Origin of the sequence: Streptomyces sp. NBC_01275 (assembly GCF_026340655.1) — a bacterium.
Lineage (GTDB): Bacteria > Actinomycetota > Actinomycetes > Streptomycetales > Streptomycetaceae > Streptomyces.
On the sequence record NZ_JAPEOZ010000001.1, the window covers coordinates 1,971,201 to 1,993,196 of the forward strand.

Sequence of the window (21,996 nt, forward strand, 5' to 3'; positions counted from 1 at the left end):
TCCCTGACGTCCCCTACCCGCCGATCGCTGACATCGGTCGGTCCGGCTGGAGGAAACTGGGGTCGTCCAGTCCCGAACCGGCCTTCTTCCCCCACATCGCCAGCCGCCAGACGCGGGCGATCTCCTCGTCGGGGGCGCCGGTGCGCAGGGCCGCTCTGAGGTCGGTCTCCTCGCGGGCGAAGAGGCAGGTGCGGACCTGGCCGTCGGCCGTGAGGCGGGTGCGGTCGCAGGCCGCGCAGAACGGGCGGGTGACGGAGGCGATGACCCCGACGCGCTGCGGGCCGCCGTCGACCAGCCAGCGTTCGGCCGGGGCCGAACCGCGCTCCGCGTCTGTCTCGGGGGTCAGGTCGAAGCGGGTGCGCAGGGAGGCGAGGATGTCGCCGGCGGTGACCATGCCCTCGCGCTTCCAGCCGTGCTGGGCGTCGAGGGGCATCTGCTCGATGAACCGCAGTTCGTAGTCGTGTGCCACGGCCCAGGCGAGCAGGTCGGGGGCCTCGTCCTCGTTCAGCCCGGGCATCAGGACGGAGTTGACCTTCACCGGGGTCAGGCCTGCCTCGCGGGCGGCTTCGAGGCCGTCGAGGACGTCCTTGTGACGGTCCCGGCGGGTGAGGGTCTTGAAGACGTCCGGGCGGAGCGTGTCCAGGGAGACGTTGACCCGGTCCAGGCCGGCGGCCTTGAGGGCGGCGGCGGTGCGCTTGAGGCCTATGCCGTTCGTCGTGAGGGACGTCTGGGGGCGCGGGGTCAGGGCGGCGACGCGCTCGACGATGCCGACCAGGCCGGGGCGCAGCAGGGGCTCGCCGCCGGTGAAGCGGACCTCCTCGACGCCTAGCGTCCGGACCGCTATGTCGATCAGCCGGACGATCTCGTCGTCCGTCAGCAGGTCGGGCTTGGCCAGCCACTGCAGGCCCTCCTCGGGCATGCAGTAGGTGCAGCGCAGATTGCACCGGTCGGTCAGCGAGACCCGTAGGTCGGTGGCCACCCGGCCGTAGGTGTCGATGAGCACGTGGGCCCCCTCCCTCGTCGCAGCTCTGACTTCTTCCGTCACCTGCGAGCCTACGTGACGCCACTGACAGCGACAGGGCCCGATCGCACGACATGGGGCGCGGCCGCGTCGTAGGGATCTACGACGCGGCCGCTCGGAGGGGCCGCACTCGGAGGCGGACTCAGTGGACTCAGTGGACTCAGTGGACTCAGTGGGCTCCGGTGCCGGTCAGGGAGCGGACCTCCAGCTCGGCGTACTTGCCCGTGTCGGGCTCCTCCTTCGACAGGAGGGTGCCTACGACGCCCAGCAGGAAGCCGACCGGGATCGAGATGATGCCGGGGTTCTCCAGCGGGAACCAGTGGAAGTCGACGTCCGGGAACATCGAGGTGGGCTTGCCGGAGACGACCGGCGAGAACAGCACCAGGCCGACCGCGGTGACGAGGCCTCCGTAGATCGACCAGAGGGCTCCCGCGGTGGTGAACCGCTTCCAGAAGAGGCTGTAGAGGATCGTGGGGAGGTTGGCGGAGGCGGCGACCGCGAAGGCGAGGGCGACCAGGCCGGCGACGTTGAGGTCGCGGGCGAGGGCGCCCAGGAGGATGGAGACGGCCCCGATGCCGATGGTGGCGTAGCGGGCCGCGTTGATCTCCTGCTTCTCGGTGGCCGTGCCCCTCTTGATGACGTTGGCGTAGATGTCGTGCGCGAAGGACGAGGACGACGCCAGGGTGAGGCCCGCGACGACGGCGAGGATCGTGGCGAAGGCGACGGCGGAGATGGTGGCCAGCAGGACCGCGCCCCAGTTGGAGTCGACGCCGCCCAGATGCAGCGCCAGGAGTGGCGCGGCCGTGTTGCCCGCCTTGTTGGAGGCGGTGATCTCGTCCGGCTTGATCAGCGCGGCGGCGCCGAACCCGAGGGCGAGGGTCATCAGGTAGAAGGCGCCGATCAGGCCGATGGCCCAGAGGACCGACTTACGGGCGGCCTTGGCGGTGGGCACCGTGTAGAAGCGGATCAGGATGTGCGGCAGACCGGCGGTGCCCAGGACCAGGGCGATGCCGAGGGAGATGAAGTCCAGCTTGGTCGTGCCGGTGGCGCCGTACTTCAGACCGGGCTCCAGGAAGGCCGAGCCCTTGCCGCTGTTGTCGGCGGCCGAGCCGAGCAGGTCGGAGACGTTGAAGTCGAACTTCAGCAGGACCAGGAAGGTCAGCAGCAGGGCGCCCGCGATGAGCAGCACGGCCTTGACCATCTGGACCCAGGTGGTGCCCTTCATGCCGCCGATGGTGACGTAGACGATCATCAGGACGCCGACGAGGGCGACGATGCCGATCTTGCCGCCGTCGCTGGTGATGCCCAGCAGCAGGGAGACCAGGACGCCCGCGCCCGCCATCTGGGCCAGCAGATAGAAGATCGAGACGACGATGGTGGAGGTGCCGGCGGCGGTACGGACGGGACGCTGGCGCATGCGGTACGCCAGGACGTCGCCCATCGTGTAGCGGCCGGAGTTGCGCAGTGGTTCGGCGACCAGGAGCAGGGCGACGAGCCAGGCGACCAGGAAGCCGATGGAGTACAGGAAGCCGTCGTAGCCGAAGAGGGCGATGGCGCCGGCGATGCCGAGGAAGGACGCGGCGGACATGTAGTCGCCGGAGACGGCGAGGCCGTTCTGGAAGCCGGTGAACTGGCGGCCGCCGGCGTAGAAGTCGGCGGCGTCCTTGGTCTGACGGCCCGCCCAGACGGTGATGACGAGGGTCGCGACGACGAACACCCCGAACAGGCTGATGATCAGCGTACGGTGCTCGCTGGCCTCGCCGGCCGCCAGGAACCCGCCGTCCGAGACGGCCAGCACGCTCTGCTGCGCGATGCTCATGCGTCGCCCTCCATCCGGGACTTGATCGCCTCTGCCTTGGGGTCGAACTTGGCGGCGGCGGTGCGCGCGTACCACCAGGCGATGAGGAACGTGGTGAGGAACTGGGCGAGGCCCAGGACGAGGGCGACGTTGATGTTGCCGAAGAGCTTGGTGCCCATGAAGTCGCCCGCGTAGTTGGACAGCAGGACGAACAGCAGGTACCAGGCGATGAACGCGACCGTCAGCGGGAAGGCGAAGCCGCGGTAGGAGCGGCGCAGTTCACCGAACTCCGCGCTCTCCTGCACCGCGACGAACTCCTCGGTGGGCGGGAGTTGGGTGGGGGCTTTCGAGGGGGGCGGTGTCTCGGTGGCCACGGAGTCTCCTCGCGTTGCGGACGGCTGGTGTGCGGGGGCTCGATCGTCCTCGGGCTCCCTGCCCAAGGTCACGGCGGCACGCTAGGGCCGGTTCAACTCGATCGGGTTCTTTCGGAAGTCGTCGCCGAAGGTCATTGCTGGCCAGCGAGTCGGGAAGATAGCTTCGGGCGAGCACCACCCGTCATGTACCTGTCCAAGCGCGACCTGTGCTTGGACGGTCTCGTTTCCGGATGATGTGGAGACCCCATGGCTCATCTGCCTTCCAGACGTCGACTCGCCCTCGCGGTGCCCGTCGTGCTGTCGCTGACCGCCGCCTTCGGCTCCCTGCCGACGGCGGCCTCGGCGGCCCCCGTCACGACCCCCGCCACCCAGACGGCCGACGCCGGAACCCTGGCGTACGTCGTCAACACCAAGGTGGACCACCGCACGATCGGGTCGGTGAAGAAGGCGGTCGTCGCGGCCGGCGGCACGGTCGTCGCGGCGTACGACAAGATCGGCGTGCTCGTCGTGCACTCGGCGAACCCCGACTTCGGGCCGCAGATACGCGCGGTGCGCGGGGTGCAGTCGGCGGGCGCGACGCGTACCGCGCCGCTCAGCCCCGCGGGGACCACCGACGAGGGGGCCGCCCAGGTCCTGTCCAAGGCGGAGGCCGCGAAGATCGAGAAGGCGTCCGACGCGGCGGGCCAGAGCGAGCCGCTCGAGGCCGACCAGTGGGACCTGCGCGCGATCGGCGCCGACAAGGCCGCCGAGATCAACCCGGGCAGCAAGAAGGTCACGGTCGCCGTGATCGACACCGGCGTCGACGACACCCACCCGGACCTCGCGCCCAACTTCTCCGCGTCCCAGTCGGCGAACTGCGTCGGCGGCGTCGCGGACACCAGCGAGGGCGCCTGGCGGCCGTACACCGCCGAGGACTACCACGGCACGCATGTCGCCGGTGAGATCGCGGCGGCCCGCAACGGCATCGGCGTAGCCGGCGTCGCGCCCGGGGTGAAGGTCGCCGGCATCAAGGTGAGCGACCCCAAGGACGGCCTCTTCTACCCGGAGAACGTCGTCTGCGCCTTCGTGTTCGCCGCCGACCACGGCGTCGAGATCACGAACAACAGCTACTACGTGGACCCGTGGCTGTACAACTGCATGGACGACCCCGACCAGAAGGCCATTGTTGACTCGGTCAACAGGGCCCAGCTGTACGCCCAGAACAAGGGCACGCTCAATGTGGCCTCGGCGGGCAACTCCAACCACGACCTGGACTCCGACGCGCTGGTCGACTCCAGCAGCCCGGACGACTCCACTCCGGTGACGCGGACGATCGACCCGCACGAGTGCTTCGACGTGCCGACCCAGCTGCCGGGCGTGGTCACGGTGAGCGCCGTGGGCGTCAAGGGGACCAAGTCGTACTACTCCACGTACGGCCTGGGCGCCATCGACGTGGCGGCTCCGGGCGGCGACAAGTACCAGATCCCCGACACCCCGTCGGCCAACGGCCGCGTCCTGTCCACGCTGCCGAACAACACGTACGGCTTCCTGCAGGGCACGTCGATGGCGTCCCCGCACGTGGCCGGCGTCGCCGCGCTGCTGAAGTCGACGCACCCGCACGCGACTCCGGCCCAGCTGCAGGCGCTGCTCAAGCTGCAGGCGGACAACCCGGGGTGCCCGGCCGAGCCGTACGACGGCAACGGCGACGGCGTGGTCGACGCGACGTGCGTGGGCGGCAAGCGCTACAACGGCTTCTTCGGCTTCGGCGTGGTGAACGCGCTGCGTGCGGTGAAGTAGCCGAGTCGTGCAGTAGGCGAGTCGTGAAGTAGCCGAGTCTTGAAGTAGCCCTTCGGGAACAGGACAGGGCAAAGCAGGTCAGGGCCGGGCGGACATCCGCCCGGCCCTTTTCTGTATATGTTGATTGAATCAATGATGCATAGTGAAATCATGACTGACATCAAGTTCGCCTGGTCGGAACTGGGCGGCGATCCCGCTCTCCTCGCGCGCGTGTCGACCGTCGTACGCGAGGGCGTGCTGCCCGCGCGCCTGCCCGTGCGGGAGCTGGCACGGGCCTGTGTGGGGGCGTGCGCGCTGGCCGGGGCGGAGCTGGGGGCGCGGCGGGCCGGGCTGCCCCGGGTGCCCGGGGTGCGGGTGGACGACGGGGCGGTGGCGACCGCGTTCGTCAGCGAGCGGCATCTGCTGGTCGACGGGCGGGCGCCGGTCTCCTTCGCGCCGCTGTCGCGGTTCTGGCGGACGGCCGACGGGTGGGTGCGCACGCACGCCAACTATCCGCACCACCGCGCGCGGCTGCTGGGGGTGCTGGGCACGGCAAAGGACCCGGCGGCCGTCGAGGCGGCGCTCGCGACGCGGTCGGCGCGGGAGGTCGAGGAGGCGGTGTACGAGGCCGGGGGCCTGGCCGTCGCCCTGCGTACACCGCAGGAATGGGCGGCGCACGAGCAGGCGGCCGCGGTGGCCGCACGCCCCCTGATCGAACGCGGCCGACTGGACGGCGTACGCGCGCGTGCGCTCCCGCCGCTCCATGGCACTCCCCTGCTGCCCGCCGCCGGACTGCGCGTCCTGGACCTCACCCGGGTCCTGGCCGGGCCGGTCGCCACCCGCACCCTCGCCCTGCTGGGCGCGGACGTGCTGCGTCTCGACACGCCCCATCTGCCCGAACTGCCCGACCAGCACGCCGACACGGACTTCGGGAAGAGGTCGGCGCTGCTGGATCTGACGGCCGACCGGCGCGCCTTCGAAGAGCTGTTGACGGAGGCGGACGTGGTGGTCACCGGGTATCGGCCGGGCGCCCTGGACCGGTTCGGGCTCTCCCCCGAGGCGCTGGCCGAGCGCCGGCCCGGGCTGGTCGTGGCACAGGTGTCGGCATGGGGCGCTTACGGGCCGTGGGGCGGGCGGCGCGGTTTCGACAGCCTGGTGCAGGCGGCCACCGGCATCGCGGCCGTCGAGGGGGCGGCCGAGCGGCCCGGCACGCTGCCCGCGCAGGCCCTCGACCACGGCACCGGCTATCTGCTGGCGGCGGCCGTGCTGCGGGCGCTGACCGAGCAGTCGCACGACGGGGGCGGCCGGTTCGTACGGCTGGCGCTGGCGCGGACGGCGGCGTGGCTGACCGGGGGCCTGGCGGCGGGAGTGGCGGCGGGCGGAGAGAAGGGCGCGGAGACGGGCGGGGAAGCGGGCGGGGAGACGGAAGCGTCCGGGGCGGCGCACGAAGGGCCGGACGCCTGGCTCGCGGAGACCGACAGCGGGATCGGGCGGCTGCGGTACGCCCGTTCGCCGGTGTCCTTCGACGGCGGGCCGGTGGAGTGGGCGCGGCCGCCGGGGCCCTGGGGGGCCGATCCGGCGCGCTGGGCCTGAGGATGCCGTGGCGGTGACGCCATTCCTCCGATCGCTTTATCCGACTTGTCCCACTTCATCATGGATGGTGAAGATCGTGGCGTGAACCTGATACCACCGACCACCCAGGTGACCGAGGCGGCCCGCCCCACCGGTCGTACCGGTACCGGCCGTTCCGTCGCGCTTCTCGTCCTCGTGGGGCTGGCCACGCTGGTCCCGCTGCTCGGGCCGTCCCTGGCCCTGCACGGCACCGGGGAGGCCGCGCCGCCCGACGCCGACGGTGTCGCGCTGCTGCGGACGGTGCTGTTCGTCGCCCTCTGCGTGCCGGTGGGCGAGCTGTTCATCAACGGGCTGGCCCGCCGGTGCAGCGCGCAGGACCTGCCGGGCAGCTGGGCGCCGTACGCGGCCGGCGTGGGGCTCGTGGCGGCGCTGGGGCTCGCCTCGATCGACCTGGAGGCGCTGTACCGGCCACGGGACGCCGTCCTGGCGCTCCTGGCGGCGGGCGCGTTCGCGGCGGCGGGGGTATGCGCGCTGTCCCGTCGGCCGGTGCGCCAGGCGTGGCCGCTGGCCGTGGTGGTCCTGGCGGAGGCGCTGCGGGCGCATCCGTGGACCGAGCACACTCCGCTGCTGGGCTCCACGCTGACGGTCGTGCATCTGACGTGCGCGGCGATGTGGACGGGCGGGCTGCTGCACGTGCTGCGCACCCTGCGGTCGTGGGCCGCGGACGGCGCGGCGGCGGGCGCCGCGCTGCTGGGCCTCTACGCGCGCGTGGCGGCCCTGCTGCTCGCCGGGGTCACCGCGACCGGCGTGTGCAGTTCACTGCGCCGGATGCCGCTGGACACGATGCTGGGCCATCTGGCGACGACGGCGTACGGGCGCGTGCTGCTCGCCAAGGTGCTCCTCGTCGGTGCGATCGCCCTGCTCGCCCTGGGGGCGCGGACGCGGCTGCGCCGGGCCCCCGACCCGCTGACCGCCTGCGTCCCCGCGCGCGTGGAGGTCGCCGTGCTGGGTGTGGTGGTCGCGGTGTCGGGGCTGCTGACGGCGCTGCCTCTGCCGCCCAGATGACGCACTCCGGCCAGTGACGCCAGTGACGTACTCCCGTCGGTCAGGGCGTCAGTTGGTCACCAGGACCTTGAGGGCGGTGCGGTCGTCCATCGCCTTGTAGCCGTCCGGTACGCCCTCGATGCCGACCGTCAGGTCGAAGACGGGCGACGGGTCGATCGTGCCGTCCAGGATGTCGGGCAGCAGCTCGGGGATGTAGGCGCGGACCGGGGCGACGCCGCCGCGCAGGGCGAGGTTGCGGTCGAACATGACGCCCAGGTCGAGTCCGGTGCCGCTGCCGTGCGGGACGCCGACGAAGCCGATGGCGCCGCCGTCGCGGGTGATGCTCACCGCCGTCCGCATGGACTGCTCGGTGCCGACCGCCTCGACGACGGCGTGCGCGCCCTGTCCGCGGGTGAGTTCGCGGACGGCCTCGACGGCTTCGTCCCCGCGCGCGGCGACGACGTCGGTGGCGCCGAAGCGGCGGGCGATGTCCGTACGGACCCGGTGGCGGCCGAGTGCGATGATCCGCTCGGCGCCGAGCCGCTTGGCGGCGAGCACGGCGCACAGGCCGACGGCTCCGTCGCCCACGACGGCGACCGTGGCGCCCTTGCCGGCGCCCGCGCCGAGGGCCGCGTGGTGGCCGGTGCCCATGACGTCCGACAGGGTGAGCAGCGCGGACAGCAGGTGGTCGTCGGAGGCCGCGTCCTTCGGCAGCTGTACGAGGGTGCCGTCGGCGTAGGGCACGCGCACCGCCTCTCCCTGGCCGCCGTCGTAGCCCACGGCGCCCCAGAAGCCGCCGTGCACGCAGGAGGTGGTGAGCCCCTCGCGGCAGTAGTCGCAGACGCCGTCGGACCACATGAAGGGCGCGACCACGAGGTCGCCGGCCTTGACGCCGCTCACCTCGGAGCCGGTCTCCTCGACGATCCCGAGGAACTCGTGCCCGATCCGCTGCCCCGGCTGCCGGGCCGCCTCGCCGCGGTACGCCCACAGGTCGCTGCCGCAGATGCAGGCGCGCAGCACCCGGACCACGGCGTCGGTGGGCAGCTGCACCACGGGCTCGGGCACGTCCTCCACGCGCATGTCGAACGGGGCGTGGATGGTGGTGGCGCGCATGGCGAGGGTCCTTCTCGTCGCGGGTCCGCTGGTGCGGTGCCGGTCTGCTGGTGCGGTGCGCTCAGGGGGTGGTCGAGCGCACTTCACCGTACGCCGCCGACGGAGCGCGTCGCTCGGCGAGGGTACCGAGCGTGCCCTGGACCAGCAGGAACTGGGCGGCGGCATACGTGAGCATGATCCAGAAGTCGGGCCTGGGCGGCTGGGGCCAGTCGGCGACCCCGGTCGCGATGAGGGTGTCGGAGAGCAGGAAGAGCGCGCCGCCGAGCCCGGCGACGAGGCCGAGCCGGATGGCCGCGGCGCAGGCCATGGCCGTGAGGAGGGTGCTGTAGCCGGCCACGGGGATGCGCAGGTCGGCGGGGAGGTCCGGCCAGAGCAGGGCGACGGCGGCGCCGAGTGCGGCTGTGTAGCCGAGGGCGAGAAGACCGGCACGCACGCGTGGAGTCGCACTCGCGGTCACACTCGCAGTCGCGGTCGCGGTCGCGGTCGCGGTCGCGGTCGCGGTCGCGGTCGCTGAGCCGTGCGTCTTGAAGAGGGCGAGGTAGCAGACGTGACCGGCCGCGAAGGAGGCCATGCCGGCGAGGAACGCCGGGTCGGCGGCGGACAGCAGCAGGGAGTCGCCGGCCCAGCCGCACAGAAGGGCGGCGACGAGGAGCCGCGGTGCGCCGCGCAGGGCCGCGTACCCGGCCAGGAGCGGCATCAGGACGGGCTTGGCGACGGTGTGCCCGAGGTCGGAGCCGACGGCGAGCGAGACCAGGTCCACGAGGACGGCGAGGCCGAAGGCGACGGACAGGACGCGACGCGGGTTCACGCGGCCGTGGCCTCCTCGGCCGGAACGCTCTGCTCCGGCACGGGCGCCGGCTGCCAGCCCGGTCCGCGGAACACCCGTCCCGCGCGTTCGCGCCAACCGCGCCCCGCCTTGATGTCCTTGACGATCGCGACGTACTCATGGGTGGCGACCTTGATCGGGTTGAACGTATTGATGTTCTTCGTCAACCCGTAGACGGGCCGGTCGACCTCGGGCACGAACGATCCGAAGAGCCGGTCCCAGACGATGAGGATGCCGCCGAAGTTGCGGTCGAGGTAGCCGCCCTGGGAGGCGTGGTGGACGCGGTGGTGGGAGGGCGTGTTGAACACGGACTCGAACCACCGGGGCATCTTGTCGATCCGCTCGGTGTGGATCCAGAACTGGTAGACGAGGTTGGCCGAGGAGCAGAAGGCGAGCGCGGCCGGGTGCACGCCGAGGGCGACGAGGGGGACGTAGAACGGCCAGACGGTCAGGGTGGTCCAGGGCTGGCGCAGCGCGGTGGTGAGGTTGAACTTCTCGCTGGAGTGGTGGACGACGTGACAGGCCCACAGGACGCGGATGACGTGGTGGCCGCGGTGGGACCAGTAGTAGAAGAAGTCCTGCGCGAGCAGGATCAGCGGGACCGTCCACCACAGGACGGGCACGCGCAGGGGCGTCAGTTCGTAGATCGCCGTGTAGATCGCGACGATCGGGATCTTCCAGACGAAGTCGAAGACGAGGCTCCCCAGGCCCATGCCGATGCTCGTCGCCGCGTCCTTGGCCGCGTAGCCCGCGGCGTTCTCGTCGGGATGCATCCGGACGCTGATCACCTCGACCACGGTGAGCAGCACGAAGGCGGGTATCGACCACAGCACGACATCGGGCAGGTTCGGCATGGGGGAACCGTAGAACCGCTGGTCGGCCGCGGCTAGACGTTGTTACCCACAAGTATTACCGGGGGTATGCGCTTGCTTCTTGGCGATCTCCGCCAAGCGCGCCGCCCCGCCAAGCGCGCCACCCCGCCCGCCGCCCAGCACGCCCGGCGATGCCGGGGCCTCAAACCCCCGCAGCCCCCAACAAGACCCCCACTGCGTACGTCACCCCCATCGCCAGCGCCCCGCCCCCCACGTTCCGCAGCACCGCCCGCCCCACGGCGGCCTCCCCCAGCCGAGCGCTGCTCCACCCCGTGCCGGCCAGGGCGACCAGCACCGAGCCGACGGTCACCAGGAGCCGCCAGTCCGGCGGGGGCAGGACGATCGCCAGGAGGGGCAGCAGGGCGCCCGCGGTGAAGGCGAGGAAGCTGGCCCAGGCCGCGTGCCAGGGGTTGGTGAGGTCGTCGGGGTCGATGCCCAGCTCCACGCGCGCGTGGGCGCGCAGCGCGTCGCGTTCCGTGAGCTGCACGGCGGCCTCGCGGGCCACCTCCCGGGTCAGGCCCCGCTCCTCCAACAGCTGGGTCAGCTCCTCCAGTTCGGCCTCCGGCTGCTCGCGCAGCTCCCGCCGCTCCAGGGCAAGGGCAGCCTTCTCGGAGTCCCGCTGGGTGGACACCGAGACGTACTCCCCCGCCGCCATGGACATGGACCCGGCCAGCAGCCCCGCCAGACCCGCGGTCAGCAGCGCGGACCGGTCGTCCGTCGCCCCGGCCACACCGACCACGAGGCCGGCCGTGGACACGATGCCGTCATTGGCGCCGAGGACCGCGGCACGCAGCCAGTTGAGGCGCGAGCCGAGCGAACCGGAGTGCGCCTCGCCGTGGGTGGGTTCCGTCTCAGGACTCATAGGACGGAGGATGGCATCCCCGCAGGCCGTCGGCCCACGCCGACACCCCACCACGTGTACACGTCAGCAGGCGTCCGTCGGCGTGACGGACCGGACCTTCCCCATCGGGATCCGGATCCACGCCTTCCCCTTGGCGGGCTTGATCGTCACCGCCCGGGAGTCGCTCACCGCCCACTCCCCGCACCGCACACCGCTGTCGGTGTCCACCACGACGTACGGACCGCCCTTCCCCGAGTCCGAGGCGGGGTCCGCCACGGGCGCCAGCCAGGACACCGCGATCGCGGCGACGATGGCGCACAGCCCGGCGACGGCCAGCCGCCGCGCCCTGACCAGCGCGTCCTGGGTGCGCTCGACCTCGTCCAGGACGGCCGTGAGCAGCCGGTCGCCGCTCAGCCAGGTCTGCTCGCCCAGCTGGCCGTGCGCGGCCCGAACCGCGCCCAGCGCACCGGCGAGGAGGAGCACGAAGGCGAGCACCAGCAGCAGGGCCGTGGTCCAGCGCCAGGCCTCCGGCATGCCCGCGACGCTCTCGCGCCCCTTGAGCACGAAGACCACGCCCACGAGTCCCGTGAGCCCGGTCAGACCGTTGCGCCAGCCCTCGGCCTGCCGGCGCACGGTGCCGAGCTGGTCGTACTGGAGCTGCTGCCCGAGCTGGGCGAAGCGCTTCTTCGCGAGGTCCGTCACGGTGCTCCGCCCTGCCCCGCCGTGGGTACCGGGACGTCCCAGAACGCGCCGCAGCCGGTGTCGGGCGACTCCGGGGGCCGTTCGGGGTGCGGGTAGCCGCACTGGCAGTAGACGGGGACGGCTCCGGTGAGCGGCTCGGGGCTGCGCCGGCCCTTGGACGCTCCGAGGACGCCGTACGCGACCCGGAAGACGGTCCGTGCCCCGCAGGTCGGGCAGGGGCCGGTCACCGTGTACCAGCGGCCGTCGTCGGACCGCACGACGGCGAACGGCTCCTCGGGTCGGACCTCCGTCTCGTGTTCGTGGAAGGCGGTCTGCCGATGTTCGGGCATGGGATTCCTCAGGAGACGTCGGCGGCCGGCAGGGCCGGCTCGGCGGGCGGTGTCGGTGCGGGTTCGGCGGGCGGCCCTGCGGACAGGACGAGGCCGAACAGGGAGGCGTACAGGGCGAGTCGGTCGTACACCCAGCGGGTCGGCCGTCCCAGCTCGCGGGCGGCGACGGCGATGCGGTCGGCCGTCACCTCGCCGGTGAGCGCGGGTTCCCGGCCGGTGTACTGCTCGGTGAGCAGGATCAGGTCGCGCCAGGTCGGCACCGTGTCCACGGCCGGCTCCGGCCGGTCCACCAGCAGGTCGAGGCCGAACGGCCGGTAGAGCGCCAGCCGGTCCCACGCGCGGGTCAGCGACCAGCCGAAGCGGGCGGCGACGCGCAGCAGCTGGAGCGGGCCGACGGGGCCGTCGCCGACGAGATCCGGCTGGAACAGGGCGCTGTCGTGTGCGGAGGGACGGTGGTCGGCCCAGGGGGCGCCGGTCTCGGGGGGATCCTGCCAGGGGGCGCCGAGCGGCGCGTAACGGGTGAGGGCGGTCACGCTGTCGCCGAGTGTGCCGTCGCTGTCCCGGGCATGGGCCACCAGGAGGGCGGGGTCCGGACGAGGGCACCAGCGCGGGACGTCGTCCACCGTCGTGCAGCAGGACAGGAGGTCGGCGGGGGTGGGCCGGAGATCTGACGTGGCTGCTGTGGCCGCCTGGTTCAGGGGCGAGACGTCAAGGCCGAGGAGGGGCCCCAGGACGAGCAGTCGTTCGATCGCGGAGCCCAGCGTGATTCCGGCCGCCGCCGCGGCGAGGAGTGCGAAGAAGACGTCGAGGCCATGACGTACCGCGGTGCCCTGCACGGCTCTTTTGATGCCATGCATGGACGGCGAACGATCCCAGCCGAAGCTGATGCCTGACCTGAAGTTCCGGTCCTTGCACAGGAACAGGTCCCAGTCACCGACCGTGACGGCACGCCAGCCTGCGACGAGTCCGGGTGCGCGCTCGTCCACGAGTCCGGCGTCCGCGAGGTCGGCGAGCCGTTCCCTCACCGGCCCCTCCGGCGCCTGGACCCGGCGCACCGCCTGCGCCACCTCCAGCAGGGACGCGGGACAGGGAGCCTGGGCGGGCAGCCAGGCGTCGTCGAAGAAATCGCCGTTGACGGCGCCGAGGAGGTCGCTGTCGAGTCTGGTGAAGACACGTTCGCCGAGATCTCCCAGCTCGGGGACGCGCAGCGCCTTCGACGCGAGGACGCCCTGGAACCGTTGGGCCACCTGCGTCATCGAAAGGGCCAGTATCCCTGACGCACGGGCCATCTGACGGAGCGACAGCTCACTGTCGGACGTGGATTCGCGGATGCCGAAGCTCTTGGTGTATTCGTCACGCTGCTCCGGGGTCCAGGACTGCGGCAGGTCCCGCACGGCTGCCCGCCCGGGGCGTCCACCAGTGGGCGGGGTGGCGGGAACCGGTCCCTCCGTCGGCCAGCCGAGCCATGCGTACCGGCGAAGGACCTCGTCGTACACGTCCTGCGCAGGAGCGGTGCCTTCAAGCAGCGCATCGGGATCGTAGAACCGGGGATGCCAGCGCAGCACGGCGAGTTCCTCCCGTGTGGCGATCGCGTCCTGCGGAGCCGTGTCGGCGTTCTCCGGCACTTCCAACGGGAATCCGGCCGCGGCGAAACGCCGGGCCCTGGTCATGGCCTCCCGTATCGAAAGGGACTGCGTCACGCTGAATCGCCGGAGCACGTCGATCACGTCCTCACGGGCGGGGTTCGGACCTCGTGCGCCGACAAGCCCTCCGAAGTAACCGCGGCTGTAAAGGATCGCGCAGTCGGTCGCGTCGAGTTGCATCCGGTGCGCCCCGTCGAGTCCGGTGACAGCGGGCACGTCGAGGCCCGCCACGACGTACCGGCGCATACGCCCCATGAGTTCGCCCAAGGTGACCCGCTCGTCCGGGGACTGCGGCAGAGCCGCCTGCCACAAGGCTCTGAACATGTAGATCTCATGCAGGTCGAGTCGCGCCTCCCAGGCCTCCGGGGCCGGGTAGCCCTCCACCGTGTCCGGTAGCGCCAGCGCCTCCAACGCCGGGCTGCCCAGCTCGATTCCCACCTCATGCAAGGCAGCCGCCCGCCAGGACATCACGCCCGAATCCCTCGACAGGCTCCCCGGCAGACGGGCCCCTCCGCGTTCGCTCAGGCGCACCAGAAACGCGTCCGCGGGGAAACAGCCCACACGGCGGAAGTCGACGACCGCCGTTCGGTCCCACTCGGCTCTGCTCGTGATCCGCGCGTCGGCCGCCAGCAGCAGCTCCGTCACCCGGACCGAAGCGGCGGGATGCACCTGGGCGAACGCCCAGAGCCACTCCAGCGTGAGCCACTCGGGGGCTTCGAACGCGTCTGCGGCCTGGAGCAGTTGCGCGTCCACCCAGGACCGGTCGTACGACAGGATCCTGGACCTGTCGGTGGTGATGTCGGGTGCGTGCGTCTCCCGCAGATCCACCACGAACCCGAAGGGATGGGCGCCCTGCTGATGCCACTCCCTGGAGTCGGTGTCCGAAGTGCGATGCCTGCCGACCGAGTCGAGCCAGGCACGGGCGCTACCGTCCTCCAGCACTCCCATCGACACCCCGTCCACCAGGATCCCGTCCACCAGCAGACACCCCTTCCCCTCCACCCACCACGCGTCCGGCGTCGCGGGGACGGGCCGCTCCGCGTCGCCGAAGTAGTACAGCGCCCCCTTCTCCCAACTCCGCACCGCCTCTTCCCCGTTCTCCACCCGCATCCCGAACTCGGACCGCCACACCCGCTTGCCGAGTTCCCCCGCCACGTCGATGTCGCTCTTCTGGAGGTAGAGCCGCACGCGCGTGCCCCCGACGGGTTGTGCCTCCTCGCCCCGCCGGATGCGGAACAGGCTGCCGGTGGAGGCCACGTCGACGCGGAGTCCTCCGCTGGAGTCGGCACGGCCGTACTCGTCCGTCGCACGGGTCCAGATGCTGATCTCGTCGGCCAGCATGAAGTAGCTGAACACCCCGACGCCGAACCGGCTGTTGGGGTAGATCCGCAGCGCGGGGTCCGCACGGCGCCAGCGGGCCTGTTCCCTGCGGTACTCGCGGGACTGCTCGAAACGGCGGCCGGCCCGCGAGAAGGTGCCGCGCAGGGTCATGCGGTCCATGCCGACGCCGTTGTCCTCGCACTCCACGTAGGGACGGCCCTCTTCGTCCACGCCCTGCCGGAAGACGATCTCGCCCTGCCAGGTGTACGGGACGTTCCCGTCGGCCTTGCCGTAGCGCAGCCGCGCCTGTCGGTAGCGGCAGGCGTCCAGGGCGTTCTGGTACAGCTCGCGCAGGGCCAGGGCCGGGTCGCCGTACAGCTGGGTGCCCATGAGGAGTTCGCGCATCTCGTCCTCGGCGAGGCCGAACCGCATGAGCGGCACGCCGTAGACGTCGCCCTTGGTGGTCCGGTCGTACTGCGGACGCAGCCTGCGGCAGGTGATCCGCTCGGGCAGCTGGGCGAGGAGTGCGGCGGGCTCGGCGGGGGCGACGTGGCGCCGGATGTTCTGTACGGCGTCGTCGGCCCAGCCGGTCAGGGTCTCCAGCGCGGCGTGCACCGCCGGGTGCGGGCAGGGCAGGTCCAGGTCGAGGTTCCGGCTCAGACGGCCCCGGTCCCAGCGCAGCTCCCTTACGCTCGCCACGGCCTCGGCGGGCCGCAGACCGTCGGTGATGCCGATGTTGTCCACGAGGACGCCGGGCAGCTGGCGCAGGTCGCCGCCGAGCATTCCGGCGACGCCGATGAGCCAGGACAGCTCGCGCGGGCGCCAGCGCTCCACCGTGCCGTCCGTGCGGGCGAGTTCGTCCACGCGCCAGCGGGTGTCCGCGTTCTCCCGCTCCCCCTGGTAGGGCTCGGCCGGGGCGACTCCGGTCTGTCGGCAGACCCGCACCAGTTCGTCGGCGAGTTCCTCGATGCGGGCGACTGTCGTGTCCGGACCGAGCAGCGCTTTGGCGAGAGGAACGAGCAGCTGGGGAGCATAGGTGTCCCAGAGCTGCTCGTTGCCGCCGATATGACGGTGCATCAGCCAGGCCGCCACGGCTTCCGCGTCCTCCTCCCGGCCTCGTCCGGCCAGTTCGCGCCCCTTGCGCCAGAGCAGGGCGTGCGCGGCGAAGGTGTGCTCCAGGTCGACGCGCACGGGCTCGCGCCCCAGGGGGCCGGTGTCCGGGTCGAGACGGAAGGGGTCGACGGCGGTGACCTCCTTGACGCCCATCGCGTAGACGGCCTCACGGACGAAGGGCGCGGCGGCGAGGACCGCGAACTCCCCCGCGTCCAGCAGCGGACCGCCCTGCGTCTGCGACGGCGCCAGCAGGGGCCTGAGCCCGCGGACGAGCACCCGCACGGGGTAGTCGTCGTCCGTCCAGGGATCCGGGACTCCGGCGAGCGCGCTGCCGCGCAATTTGGCGCACTCGCCCGCCAACCCGACCAGAGCGCGCTGGAGTTCGGCGCGGCGCACGTCCGTGCAGCCCTCGACGGCCGCCCACAGTTCGGGGTCGCGGACCGCGGTCGCCCACTCCTCGTGAAGGGCGCGGCCTGCGCAGAGTTCGACCGCGCGGATCGCGTCCGGGCCGCTGGGCGCATAGTGAGCCGTGGGCGTCTGCACCTGGCGGGCGCTGCGGGCGAACTCCGCCGTTCTGCGGACGGTGTGACGGATGACGTCGGCGACGGTACGGGGCGCGGTGTCGGCGTGCAGGGCGTCGGCGAGCGCCCGCGTGAAATGGCTGCCGTTCTCCTCGTCGGAGCCGCAGGTCTGGCCGGGGCCGCAGCCGAAGAGCACGGCCACCCGCTCCCGCCAGGCCGGGAAGTTCGTCGCGGGTCCACCATGGGACGCGCCTTCGGAAGCCGGCTCGTCGCGGCAGGCGTCGACGGTCAGCAGGACCGTGCCGGCCCGGCAGCCTTTCAGCAACTCGGCCAGGTCGAGGCCGATGAGGCTGTCCAGCATCACCTCCGGCGGGTCCGTCGCCCACGTCAACTGGGCGTCCGGGGGAACGAGATGGTCCGCCCCGTCCACGGACAGTCCGTGCCCGGTGAAGTGGATGAGAACCGTGCCGTCCTCGGGCGCGGTGGCGCAGACCCTGCTGATCACGCTCCGGATCCGTGAGCGCAGCGCGGGCTCGCCCGGGGCGGCTCCGATGCACTCGACGCTGTACCCGGAGGAGTGCAGCGCCCCGGTCATCAACTCGACGTCCCGGCCGACCGTTTCCGTCAAGTCGGGGAACCGGTCCGAGAGTTCGTACAGCGGAACGGCAATGATCAACGCCTGTCTGTTCCCCATGACCGACCGCCTCCCCCGACCGTCCATCGCGACAGGCCAGGATGGCACACGGAAAGCGGGCAGGCGGGCTCCCACCCCACACGACAGGTGCCACAACGGTGGACGAAAACCAGTGGCGCTCCATCTCCCGCCCCTCCTACAGTCGTCATCGCGGGGGCGGCTCCGCCGGTGTGCTTCCTTCTCCCTTCCTACGGATCTCGTAGCGCGCCCACTCTCCGCCCCCGCCTCTGCAGACCTCTTCCACAGGCCTCTTTTCACGGGCCTCTTCCACAGACCTCTCGCCCCGCCGAGTCCGGGGACATTCCTAGCGTTCCGGGGGATCCCGCTTGTCCGCACTGGCGTCCGTGTTGCTCCGCCGTCTCCGTACCGTCTACGTCGACCAGGCCGGGCCGCGGCCCGGTGATCCGTCGACCGAGCTGGGGCTCCTCGCCCTGGAAGCCGAGCTGCTGGACCGCGGGTTCGCGCCGAACGCGCCGTTGCGGGCGGCGCTGGCGTGGCTGGGGCCCGCGGGGCTCGCGAAGGCCGGACAGCAGGTCGTCGCGCACCTCGACGCCGAACTCGGCGCGGACCGCACGCACATGCCGTTGTTCCGCAGCTTCCCGGCCTCGGTGCCGGACGACACCTTCCAGCTGTGGGTCGACCGGGTCTTCACGCTGCTGCTCCAGTGGCCGAAGCAGCCCTGTGTGCTGTGCGGCACGGTCGGCGGCGTCCAGCCGGTGTCGCCGTGCGCGCATCTGGTGTGCGGGGAGTGCTGGGACGGCGCGGACTACTCGGGCTGCCCGATCTGTCACCGCCGTATCGACCCCGACGATCCGTTCCTGAAGCCGGCGCCGCCGCGGCACGCGCGCGAGGTGGCCGTGGGCCCGCTGAAGCTGCTCGCGCTCGGCCTGGACGCGCGGGCGGACGCCGTGACGGCGCTGCGGACGCTGCTGGCCCGTCGTACGCCGCTGCCGCCCCGGGACCGGGCGGATCTGGCGGTGCTGCTGTCGCACACCCCGCCAGGCGTCAAGTGGTTCCCGGACGACGTGCCGGTCCGGGAGACCAAGGCGCTGGTGCTGGGGCGGATGCTGCGGACGCGCGCGCGGCGGTCCGACGCCCTGGAGCTGCTGGACCGTCATCTGACGACGGCGACGGACGTGCTGCGGCTGCTGTGCGTGTGGTCCGGCGGCGAGGCCGACCTGATCGAGCCGGTGCGGCTGCGGACGCTGCCGCGCGCCCTGCGGCGACGCCTGCTCTCCGTCCTCGACGGACTGCCGGCCCCCTCCCTCGTGGAGGACGTGCTGCGCCACCCGTCCCTCTGGAAGCGCGCCGCCGAGATCCTGCACCCCTACGAGCAGCACGCCCGCCACCCGAAGGCCGCGCTCGCCTTCGCCGTCCTGCGCGGGACGGACCTCGCGGGAGCGGGAGACGACCCCACGGGCGCCGATGTCGGCGAACTCGGCGAACTCGGCCGGGCGCTGCTGCGTACGGCCGCCGCGCACCCGGACGCCGTACGGGTCGTCGGGACCCGGCTGCGGCCCGTCGGCTGGCGTGCGCGCGTCGAGCAGGCGCTGGCCGTCGCGGACGTGCCGGCCGCGCTCGCGCTGCTCGCGCAGCGCCCCGGCGAGCTGCTGCGGCGGCTGGACCACCTCCTGCGGCTGCGGGAACTCGACGTCCTGCCCGAGGAGTTCGCGGACGTGCTGCGGCGCACCCTGCCGCAGGCCGGGCCCGCGCCGCTGCTGGCCGCGCTGGGGCGGATGAGGATCCGTCACCTTCCGGCCGCGCGGCGGGTGTTCTTCCCGCGCGGGCAGGTCACGCACGCGTACACCCTCGACGACACGCGGGCGCCGCTGTCGGCCGCGCTGACCGGCGCGGTGTGCGCGCTGCTGGAGGCCGAGGCGGTGCGCCGGCTGTCCGCCGCCTCGCGCGTGGAGCTGGCCGTGCTCGACTCGGCGCTCACCGGACTCGCCGTCCCGGCCACCGAGCGCGCCGACGCCAAGAGCCTGGTCTCCGTGCCCCGGGGCAGCACCCAGCCGCTGCCCGAGGGCGAGGTCATGCGGCTGTTCCTGCACTGGACGGAGCCCGCGAAGACCCGCGTCGACCTCGATCTGTCGGTGGCGCTGTACGACGAGAACTGGGAGTTCGCCGGCCTGTGCGACTACACCAGCCTGGTGTACGGCGACCGGTGGGCCGTGCACTCCGGCGACCTCACCTCGGCCCCCGCGCCGCACGGGGCGACCGAGTACGTCGACCTGGACCTCGCCTCGCTCGGCAGCCTCGGCGTGCGCTACGCGCTGCCCGTCGTCTTCAGCTACAACGACATCCCCTTCGAGCGGCTCCTGGACGCCTTCGCGGGCTTCATGACGCTGCCCTCGGCGGCCGAGGAGGCGCGCGACGCGTCGTACGACCCGCGCACCGTGCGCCAGCGCTACGACCTGGTCGGCGACTCCCGGGTGCACGTCCCGCTCCTGGTCGACCTGCACCGGCGTACGTTCCTGTGGACCGACCTGCATCTGTCGGCCGCCGAGGGCTATCACAACGTGTACCGGCACGCCGCCGACCTGGGCCGGGCCGGACGGGACCTGTACCAGTACTTCGCCTCCGGCCGGACGACGCTGTGGGACCTGGCGGTGTGGCACGCGGCCGCCCGCGCCGACGAGGTCGCCGTGCTCCGGCGCGCGCCGTCGCCGGGCGTCCTCGACGAGCTGTGGCACTACCGTCGGCGCGCCGGTGAGCCGGACGCCGCGTTCGCGGCACGCGTGCGTGCGCTGGACGCGCCGGAGCGGCGGGAGGTTCCGCGGGGCGGCTCCGTGGAGGCGCTCGCCGCCGAAGCCGCCGCGAAGAAGCGGGTGCTGCTGGCGCTGGTGCACGGCGGGGTGGCGCCGGAGGGAGCGACCGGCGAGGTGTACCGGCTGCTGCCGGGCCCGGTCGACGGCTGCGGTCTGACCGCGCTGGCGGCGGGGGACCTGGTGGCCGCGCTGGGCTGACGGCCGGTGAGGCACGCGTGCGTGAGAGGAACTGCCGTACGACCCGGCGGGCTTCCGTGCGCACTCTCTTGCCGATCCGCGCGGCGAGGTGTCAGTGGCGGCCCGTATCCTCGTGAACCATGCTCGAAGACCACACGACCGCAGTGTCGTCCCCCCCACAGTGGCCGACGGAGTGGCCGACCGCGTATCCCCAGGGGTACGCGGTCGTTGACGTGGAGACCACCGGCCTGGCCCGGGACGACCGGATCATCTCCGCCGCCGTCTACCGGCTGGACGCGCGCGGTGAGGTCGAGGACCACTGGTACACCCTGGTCAACCCGGAGCGCGACCCGGGACCGGTGTGGATCCACGGTCTGACGAGCGAGGTACTCGAGGGCGCGCCGCTCTTCCGGGACGTGGCCGAGGAGTTCGCGGGCCGGCTCGACGGGCGGGTGCTCGTCGCGCACAACGCGGTCTTCGACTGGCAGATGATCGCGCGGGAGTACGCGCGCGCGGAGCGCGAAGCTCCGGTGCGTCAGCGGCTGTGCACCATCGCGCTCTCCAAGGAGCTGGGCCTGCCGCTGCCCAACCACAAGCTGGAGTCGCTGGCGGCCCACTTCGGCGTCGTCCAGCAGCGGGCGCACCATGCGCTGGACGACGCCCGTGTGCTGGCGGAGGCGTTCCGGCCGAGCCTGCGGGCCGCCGCGGCGGGCAATGTCCGGCTGCCGCTGCACGAGTGCCGGCCGCTGACGGAGTGGGCCGACCGGCCCGCGCCCCGGATCGGACAGCAGCCGGGCGGTCAGAGCGGCTACGGCGGATACGGCGGATACCGGCCGACCAGTTGGCGTCCGTCCCGTAAGAGGCCCGCCTGCCCCTACCCCAACCCCGGGCGGTACGAAGACGGCAAAAGGCTCAAGCAGGGCATGCGGATCGCGTTCTCCGGCGACACGTCGATCGAGCGCGAGCTGCTGGAGGACCGGGCGACCGAGGCGGGGCTGCATGTGGCGACGAGCCTGTCCCGGCTGACCAGCCTGCTGGTCACCAACGACCCGGACTCGAGCACGTCGAAGGTGCTGAAGGCGCGCCAGTTCGGGACGCCGGTCGTGGACGAGGCCGCCTTCGGTCAGCTGCTGCGGGACGTGGAGCCGGCCGCCGGGGACTGACCGGCGTCCACGGGCCGACGTACGAGGACGGACCGACGTACGGGTGATTGGCGCGCGACTCGCCCGCCGCCCGCTCGCCCGCGCAGGGGCGACGGCTCACCCTGTGGCGCATGGCGAGATGCGAAGTATGCGGCAATGACTACGGAATGACCTTCGAGATCCATGCCCAGGGAGCGGTGCACGTCTTCGACTGCTTCTCCTGTGCGATCCACCGCATGGCCCCGATCTGCGAGCACTGCCGGGTGCAGATCATCGGTCAGGGCGTCGAGGTCGACAGCCACTGGTACTGCGGCGCCCACTGCGCCCGGGCCGAGGGGAAGGCGGGCATCGTCGACAAGGTGTGACCGGGT

16 protein-coding genes are annotated in these 21,996 nt (G+C 72.3%); 6 read left to right on the forward strand and 10 right to left on the reverse strand.

Features of this window, described 5'->3' with window-relative positions; genetic code table 11:
• Positions 1–13 precede the first annotated feature (13 nt).
• The 3 genes from moaA to OG562_RS08460 form a co-directional block, all read right to left on the reverse strand.
• A complete protein-coding gene (moaA, locus tag OG562_RS08450; RefSeq protein ID WP_266395536.1) occupies positions 14–1,003 on the reverse strand; it encodes a GTP 3',8-cyclase MoaA in 990 nt (329 codons plus the stop codon).
• Between the two features lie 187 nt (positions 1,004–1,190).
• Positions 1,191–2,840 carry a cation acetate symporter gene (locus tag OG562_RS08455; protein WP_266395538.1) on the reverse strand — a complete coding sequence of 550 codons (1,650 nt, stop codon included), beginning with the start codon at positions 2,838–2,840 and terminating at the stop codon, positions 1,191–1,193.
• Positions 2,837–3,193: a DUF485 domain-containing protein gene (locus OG562_RS08460; RefSeq protein WP_266395541.1), complete on the reverse strand. Its 357-nt coding sequence runs from the start codon at positions 3,191–3,193 to the stop codon at positions 2,837–2,839. Before OG562_RS08460 ends, OG562_RS08455 begins: the two co-directional genes overlap by 4 nt.
• 246 nt (positions 3,194–3,439) lie before the next feature.
• Between OG562_RS08460 and OG562_RS08465 the strand changes: the two genes are divergently transcribed.
• From OG562_RS08465 to OG562_RS08475, 3 genes are all read left to right on the forward strand, one after another.
• Positions 3,440–4,969, forward strand: coding sequence for a S8 family serine peptidase (locus tag OG562_RS08465; RefSeq protein ID WP_266395544.1), 1,530 nt, complete (start codon positions 3,440–3,442; stop codon positions 4,967–4,969).
• 150 nt (positions 4,970–5,119) lie between these two features.
• Positions 5,120–6,541: a CoA transferase gene (locus OG562_RS08470; protein ID WP_266395546.1), complete on the forward strand. Its 1,422-nt coding sequence runs from the start codon at positions 5,120–5,122 to the stop codon at positions 6,539–6,541.
• Between the two features lie 81 nt (positions 6,542–6,622).
• The gene (locus OG562_RS08475) at positions 6,623–7,585 is read left to right on the forward strand and encodes a CopD family protein (protein WP_266395549.1); all 963 of its coding nucleotides are present in this window, start codon (positions 6,623–6,625) and stop codon (positions 7,583–7,585) included.
• A 48-nt stretch (positions 7,586–7,633) separates the two neighbouring features.
• Here the strand turns inward: OG562_RS08475 and OG562_RS08480 are convergent, their stop codons facing one another.
• The 7 genes from OG562_RS08480 to OG562_RS08510 all read right to left on the reverse strand — a co-directional run bounded on the left by OG562_RS08480 (position 7,634) and on the right by OG562_RS08510 (position 17,538).
• Positions 7,634–8,677 (reverse strand): zinc-dependent alcohol dehydrogenase family protein, encoded by a 1,044-nt coding sequence (locus tag OG562_RS08480; RefSeq protein WP_266395551.1) that lies wholly within the window; start codon positions 8,675–8,677, stop codon positions 7,634–7,636.
• Between the two features lie 61 nt (positions 8,678–8,738).
• Positions 8,739–9,485: a lysoplasmalogenase gene (locus OG562_RS08485; RefSeq protein WP_266395555.1), complete on the reverse strand. Its 747-nt coding sequence runs from the start codon at positions 9,483–9,485 to the stop codon at positions 8,739–8,741.
• The gene (locus tag OG562_RS08490; protein WP_266395557.1) at positions 9,482–10,357 is read right to left on the reverse strand and encodes a sterol desaturase family protein; all 876 of its coding nucleotides are present in this window, start codon (positions 10,355–10,357) and stop codon (positions 9,482–9,484) included. Before OG562_RS08490 ends, OG562_RS08485 begins: the two co-directional genes overlap by 4 nt.
• Positions 10,358–10,517: 160 nt before the next feature.
• Positions 10,518–11,237 (reverse strand): VIT family protein, encoded by a 720-nt coding sequence (locus OG562_RS08495; protein WP_266395560.1) that lies wholly within the window; start codon positions 11,235–11,237, stop codon positions 10,518–10,520.
• Positions 11,238–11,300: 63 nt separating this feature from the next.
• A complete protein-coding gene (locus OG562_RS08500) occupies positions 11,301–11,918 on the reverse strand; it encodes a hypothetical protein (protein WP_266395563.1) in 618 nt (205 codons plus the stop codon).
• Entirely contained in the window at positions 11,915–12,247 is a 333-nt protein-coding gene (locus OG562_RS08505; RefSeq protein WP_266395565.1) for a hypothetical protein, read from the reverse strand. The genes OG562_RS08500 and OG562_RS08505 overlap by 4 nt, the downstream gene beginning before the upstream one ends.
• 8 nt (positions 12,248–12,255) lie before the next feature.
• Positions 12,256–17,538 (reverse strand): caspase family protein, encoded by a 5,283-nt coding sequence (locus tag OG562_RS08510; protein WP_266395568.1) that lies wholly within the window; start codon positions 17,536–17,538, stop codon positions 12,256–12,258.
• 326 nt (positions 17,539–17,864) lie between these two features.
• Between OG562_RS08510 and OG562_RS08515 the strand changes: the two genes are divergently transcribed.
• The 3 genes from OG562_RS08515 to OG562_RS08525 all read left to right on the forward strand — a co-directional run bounded on the left by OG562_RS08515 (position 17,865) and on the right by OG562_RS08525 (position 21,990).
• Positions 17,865–20,504: an MXAN_6230/SCO0854 family RING domain-containing protein gene (locus OG562_RS08515; RefSeq protein ID WP_266395569.1), complete on the forward strand. Its 2,640-nt coding sequence runs from the start codon at positions 17,865–17,867 to the stop codon at positions 20,502–20,504.
• 119 nt (positions 20,505–20,623) lie between these two features.
• A complete protein-coding gene (locus OG562_RS08520) occupies positions 20,624–21,646 on the forward strand; it encodes a DEDDh family exonuclease (RefSeq protein WP_266395571.1) in 1,023 nt (340 codons plus the stop codon).
• A gap of 110 nt (positions 21,647–21,756) precedes the next feature.
• Positions 21,757–21,990 (forward strand): hypothetical protein, encoded by a 234-nt coding sequence (locus OG562_RS08525; protein WP_266395573.1) that lies wholly within the window; start codon positions 21,757–21,759, stop codon positions 21,988–21,990.
• The last annotated feature ends 6 nt before the right edge of the window (positions 21,991–21,996 follow it).

Bases quoted from the DNA above. Each gene is read 5' to 3' on its own strand.
- OG562_RS08495 (WP_266395560.1), bottom strand. From the start codon at position 11,237: ATGAGTCCTGAGACGGAACCCACCCACGGCGAGGCGCACTCCGGTTCG.
- OG562_RS08470 (WP_266395546.1), top strand. From the start codon at position 5,120: ATGACTGACATCAAGTTCGCCTGGTCGGAACTGGGCGGCGATCCCGCT.
- OG562_RS08505 (WP_266395565.1), bottom strand. From the start codon at position 12,247: ATGCCCGAACATCGGCAGACCGCCTTCCACGAACACGAGACGGAGGTC.
- OG562_RS08520 (WP_266395571.1), top strand. From the start codon at position 20,624: ATGCTCGAAGACCACACGACCGCAGTGTCGTCCCCCCCACAGTGGCCG.
- OG562_RS08465 (WP_266395544.1), top strand. From the start codon at position 3,440: ATGGCTCATCTGCCTTCCAGACGTCGACTCGCCCTCGCGGTGCCCGTC.
- OG562_RS08455 (WP_266395538.1), bottom strand. From the start codon at position 2,840: ATGAGCATCGCGCAGCAGAGCGTGCTGGCCGTCTCGGACGGCGGGTTC.
- OG562_RS08480 (WP_266395551.1), bottom strand. From the start codon at position 8,677: ATGCGCGCCACCACCATCCACGCCCCGTTCGACATGCGCGTGGAGGAC.
- OG562_RS08510 (WP_266395568.1), bottom strand. From the start codon at position 17,538: ATGGGGAACAGACAGGCGTTGATCATTGCCGTTCCGCTGTACGAACTC.
- OG562_RS08490 (WP_266395557.1), bottom strand. From the start codon at position 10,357: ATGCCGAACCTGCCCGATGTCGTGCTGTGGTCGATACCCGCCTTCGTG.
- OG562_RS08525 (WP_266395573.1), top strand. From the start codon at position 21,757: ATGGCGAGATGCGAAGTATGCGGCAATGACTACGGAATGACCTTCGAG.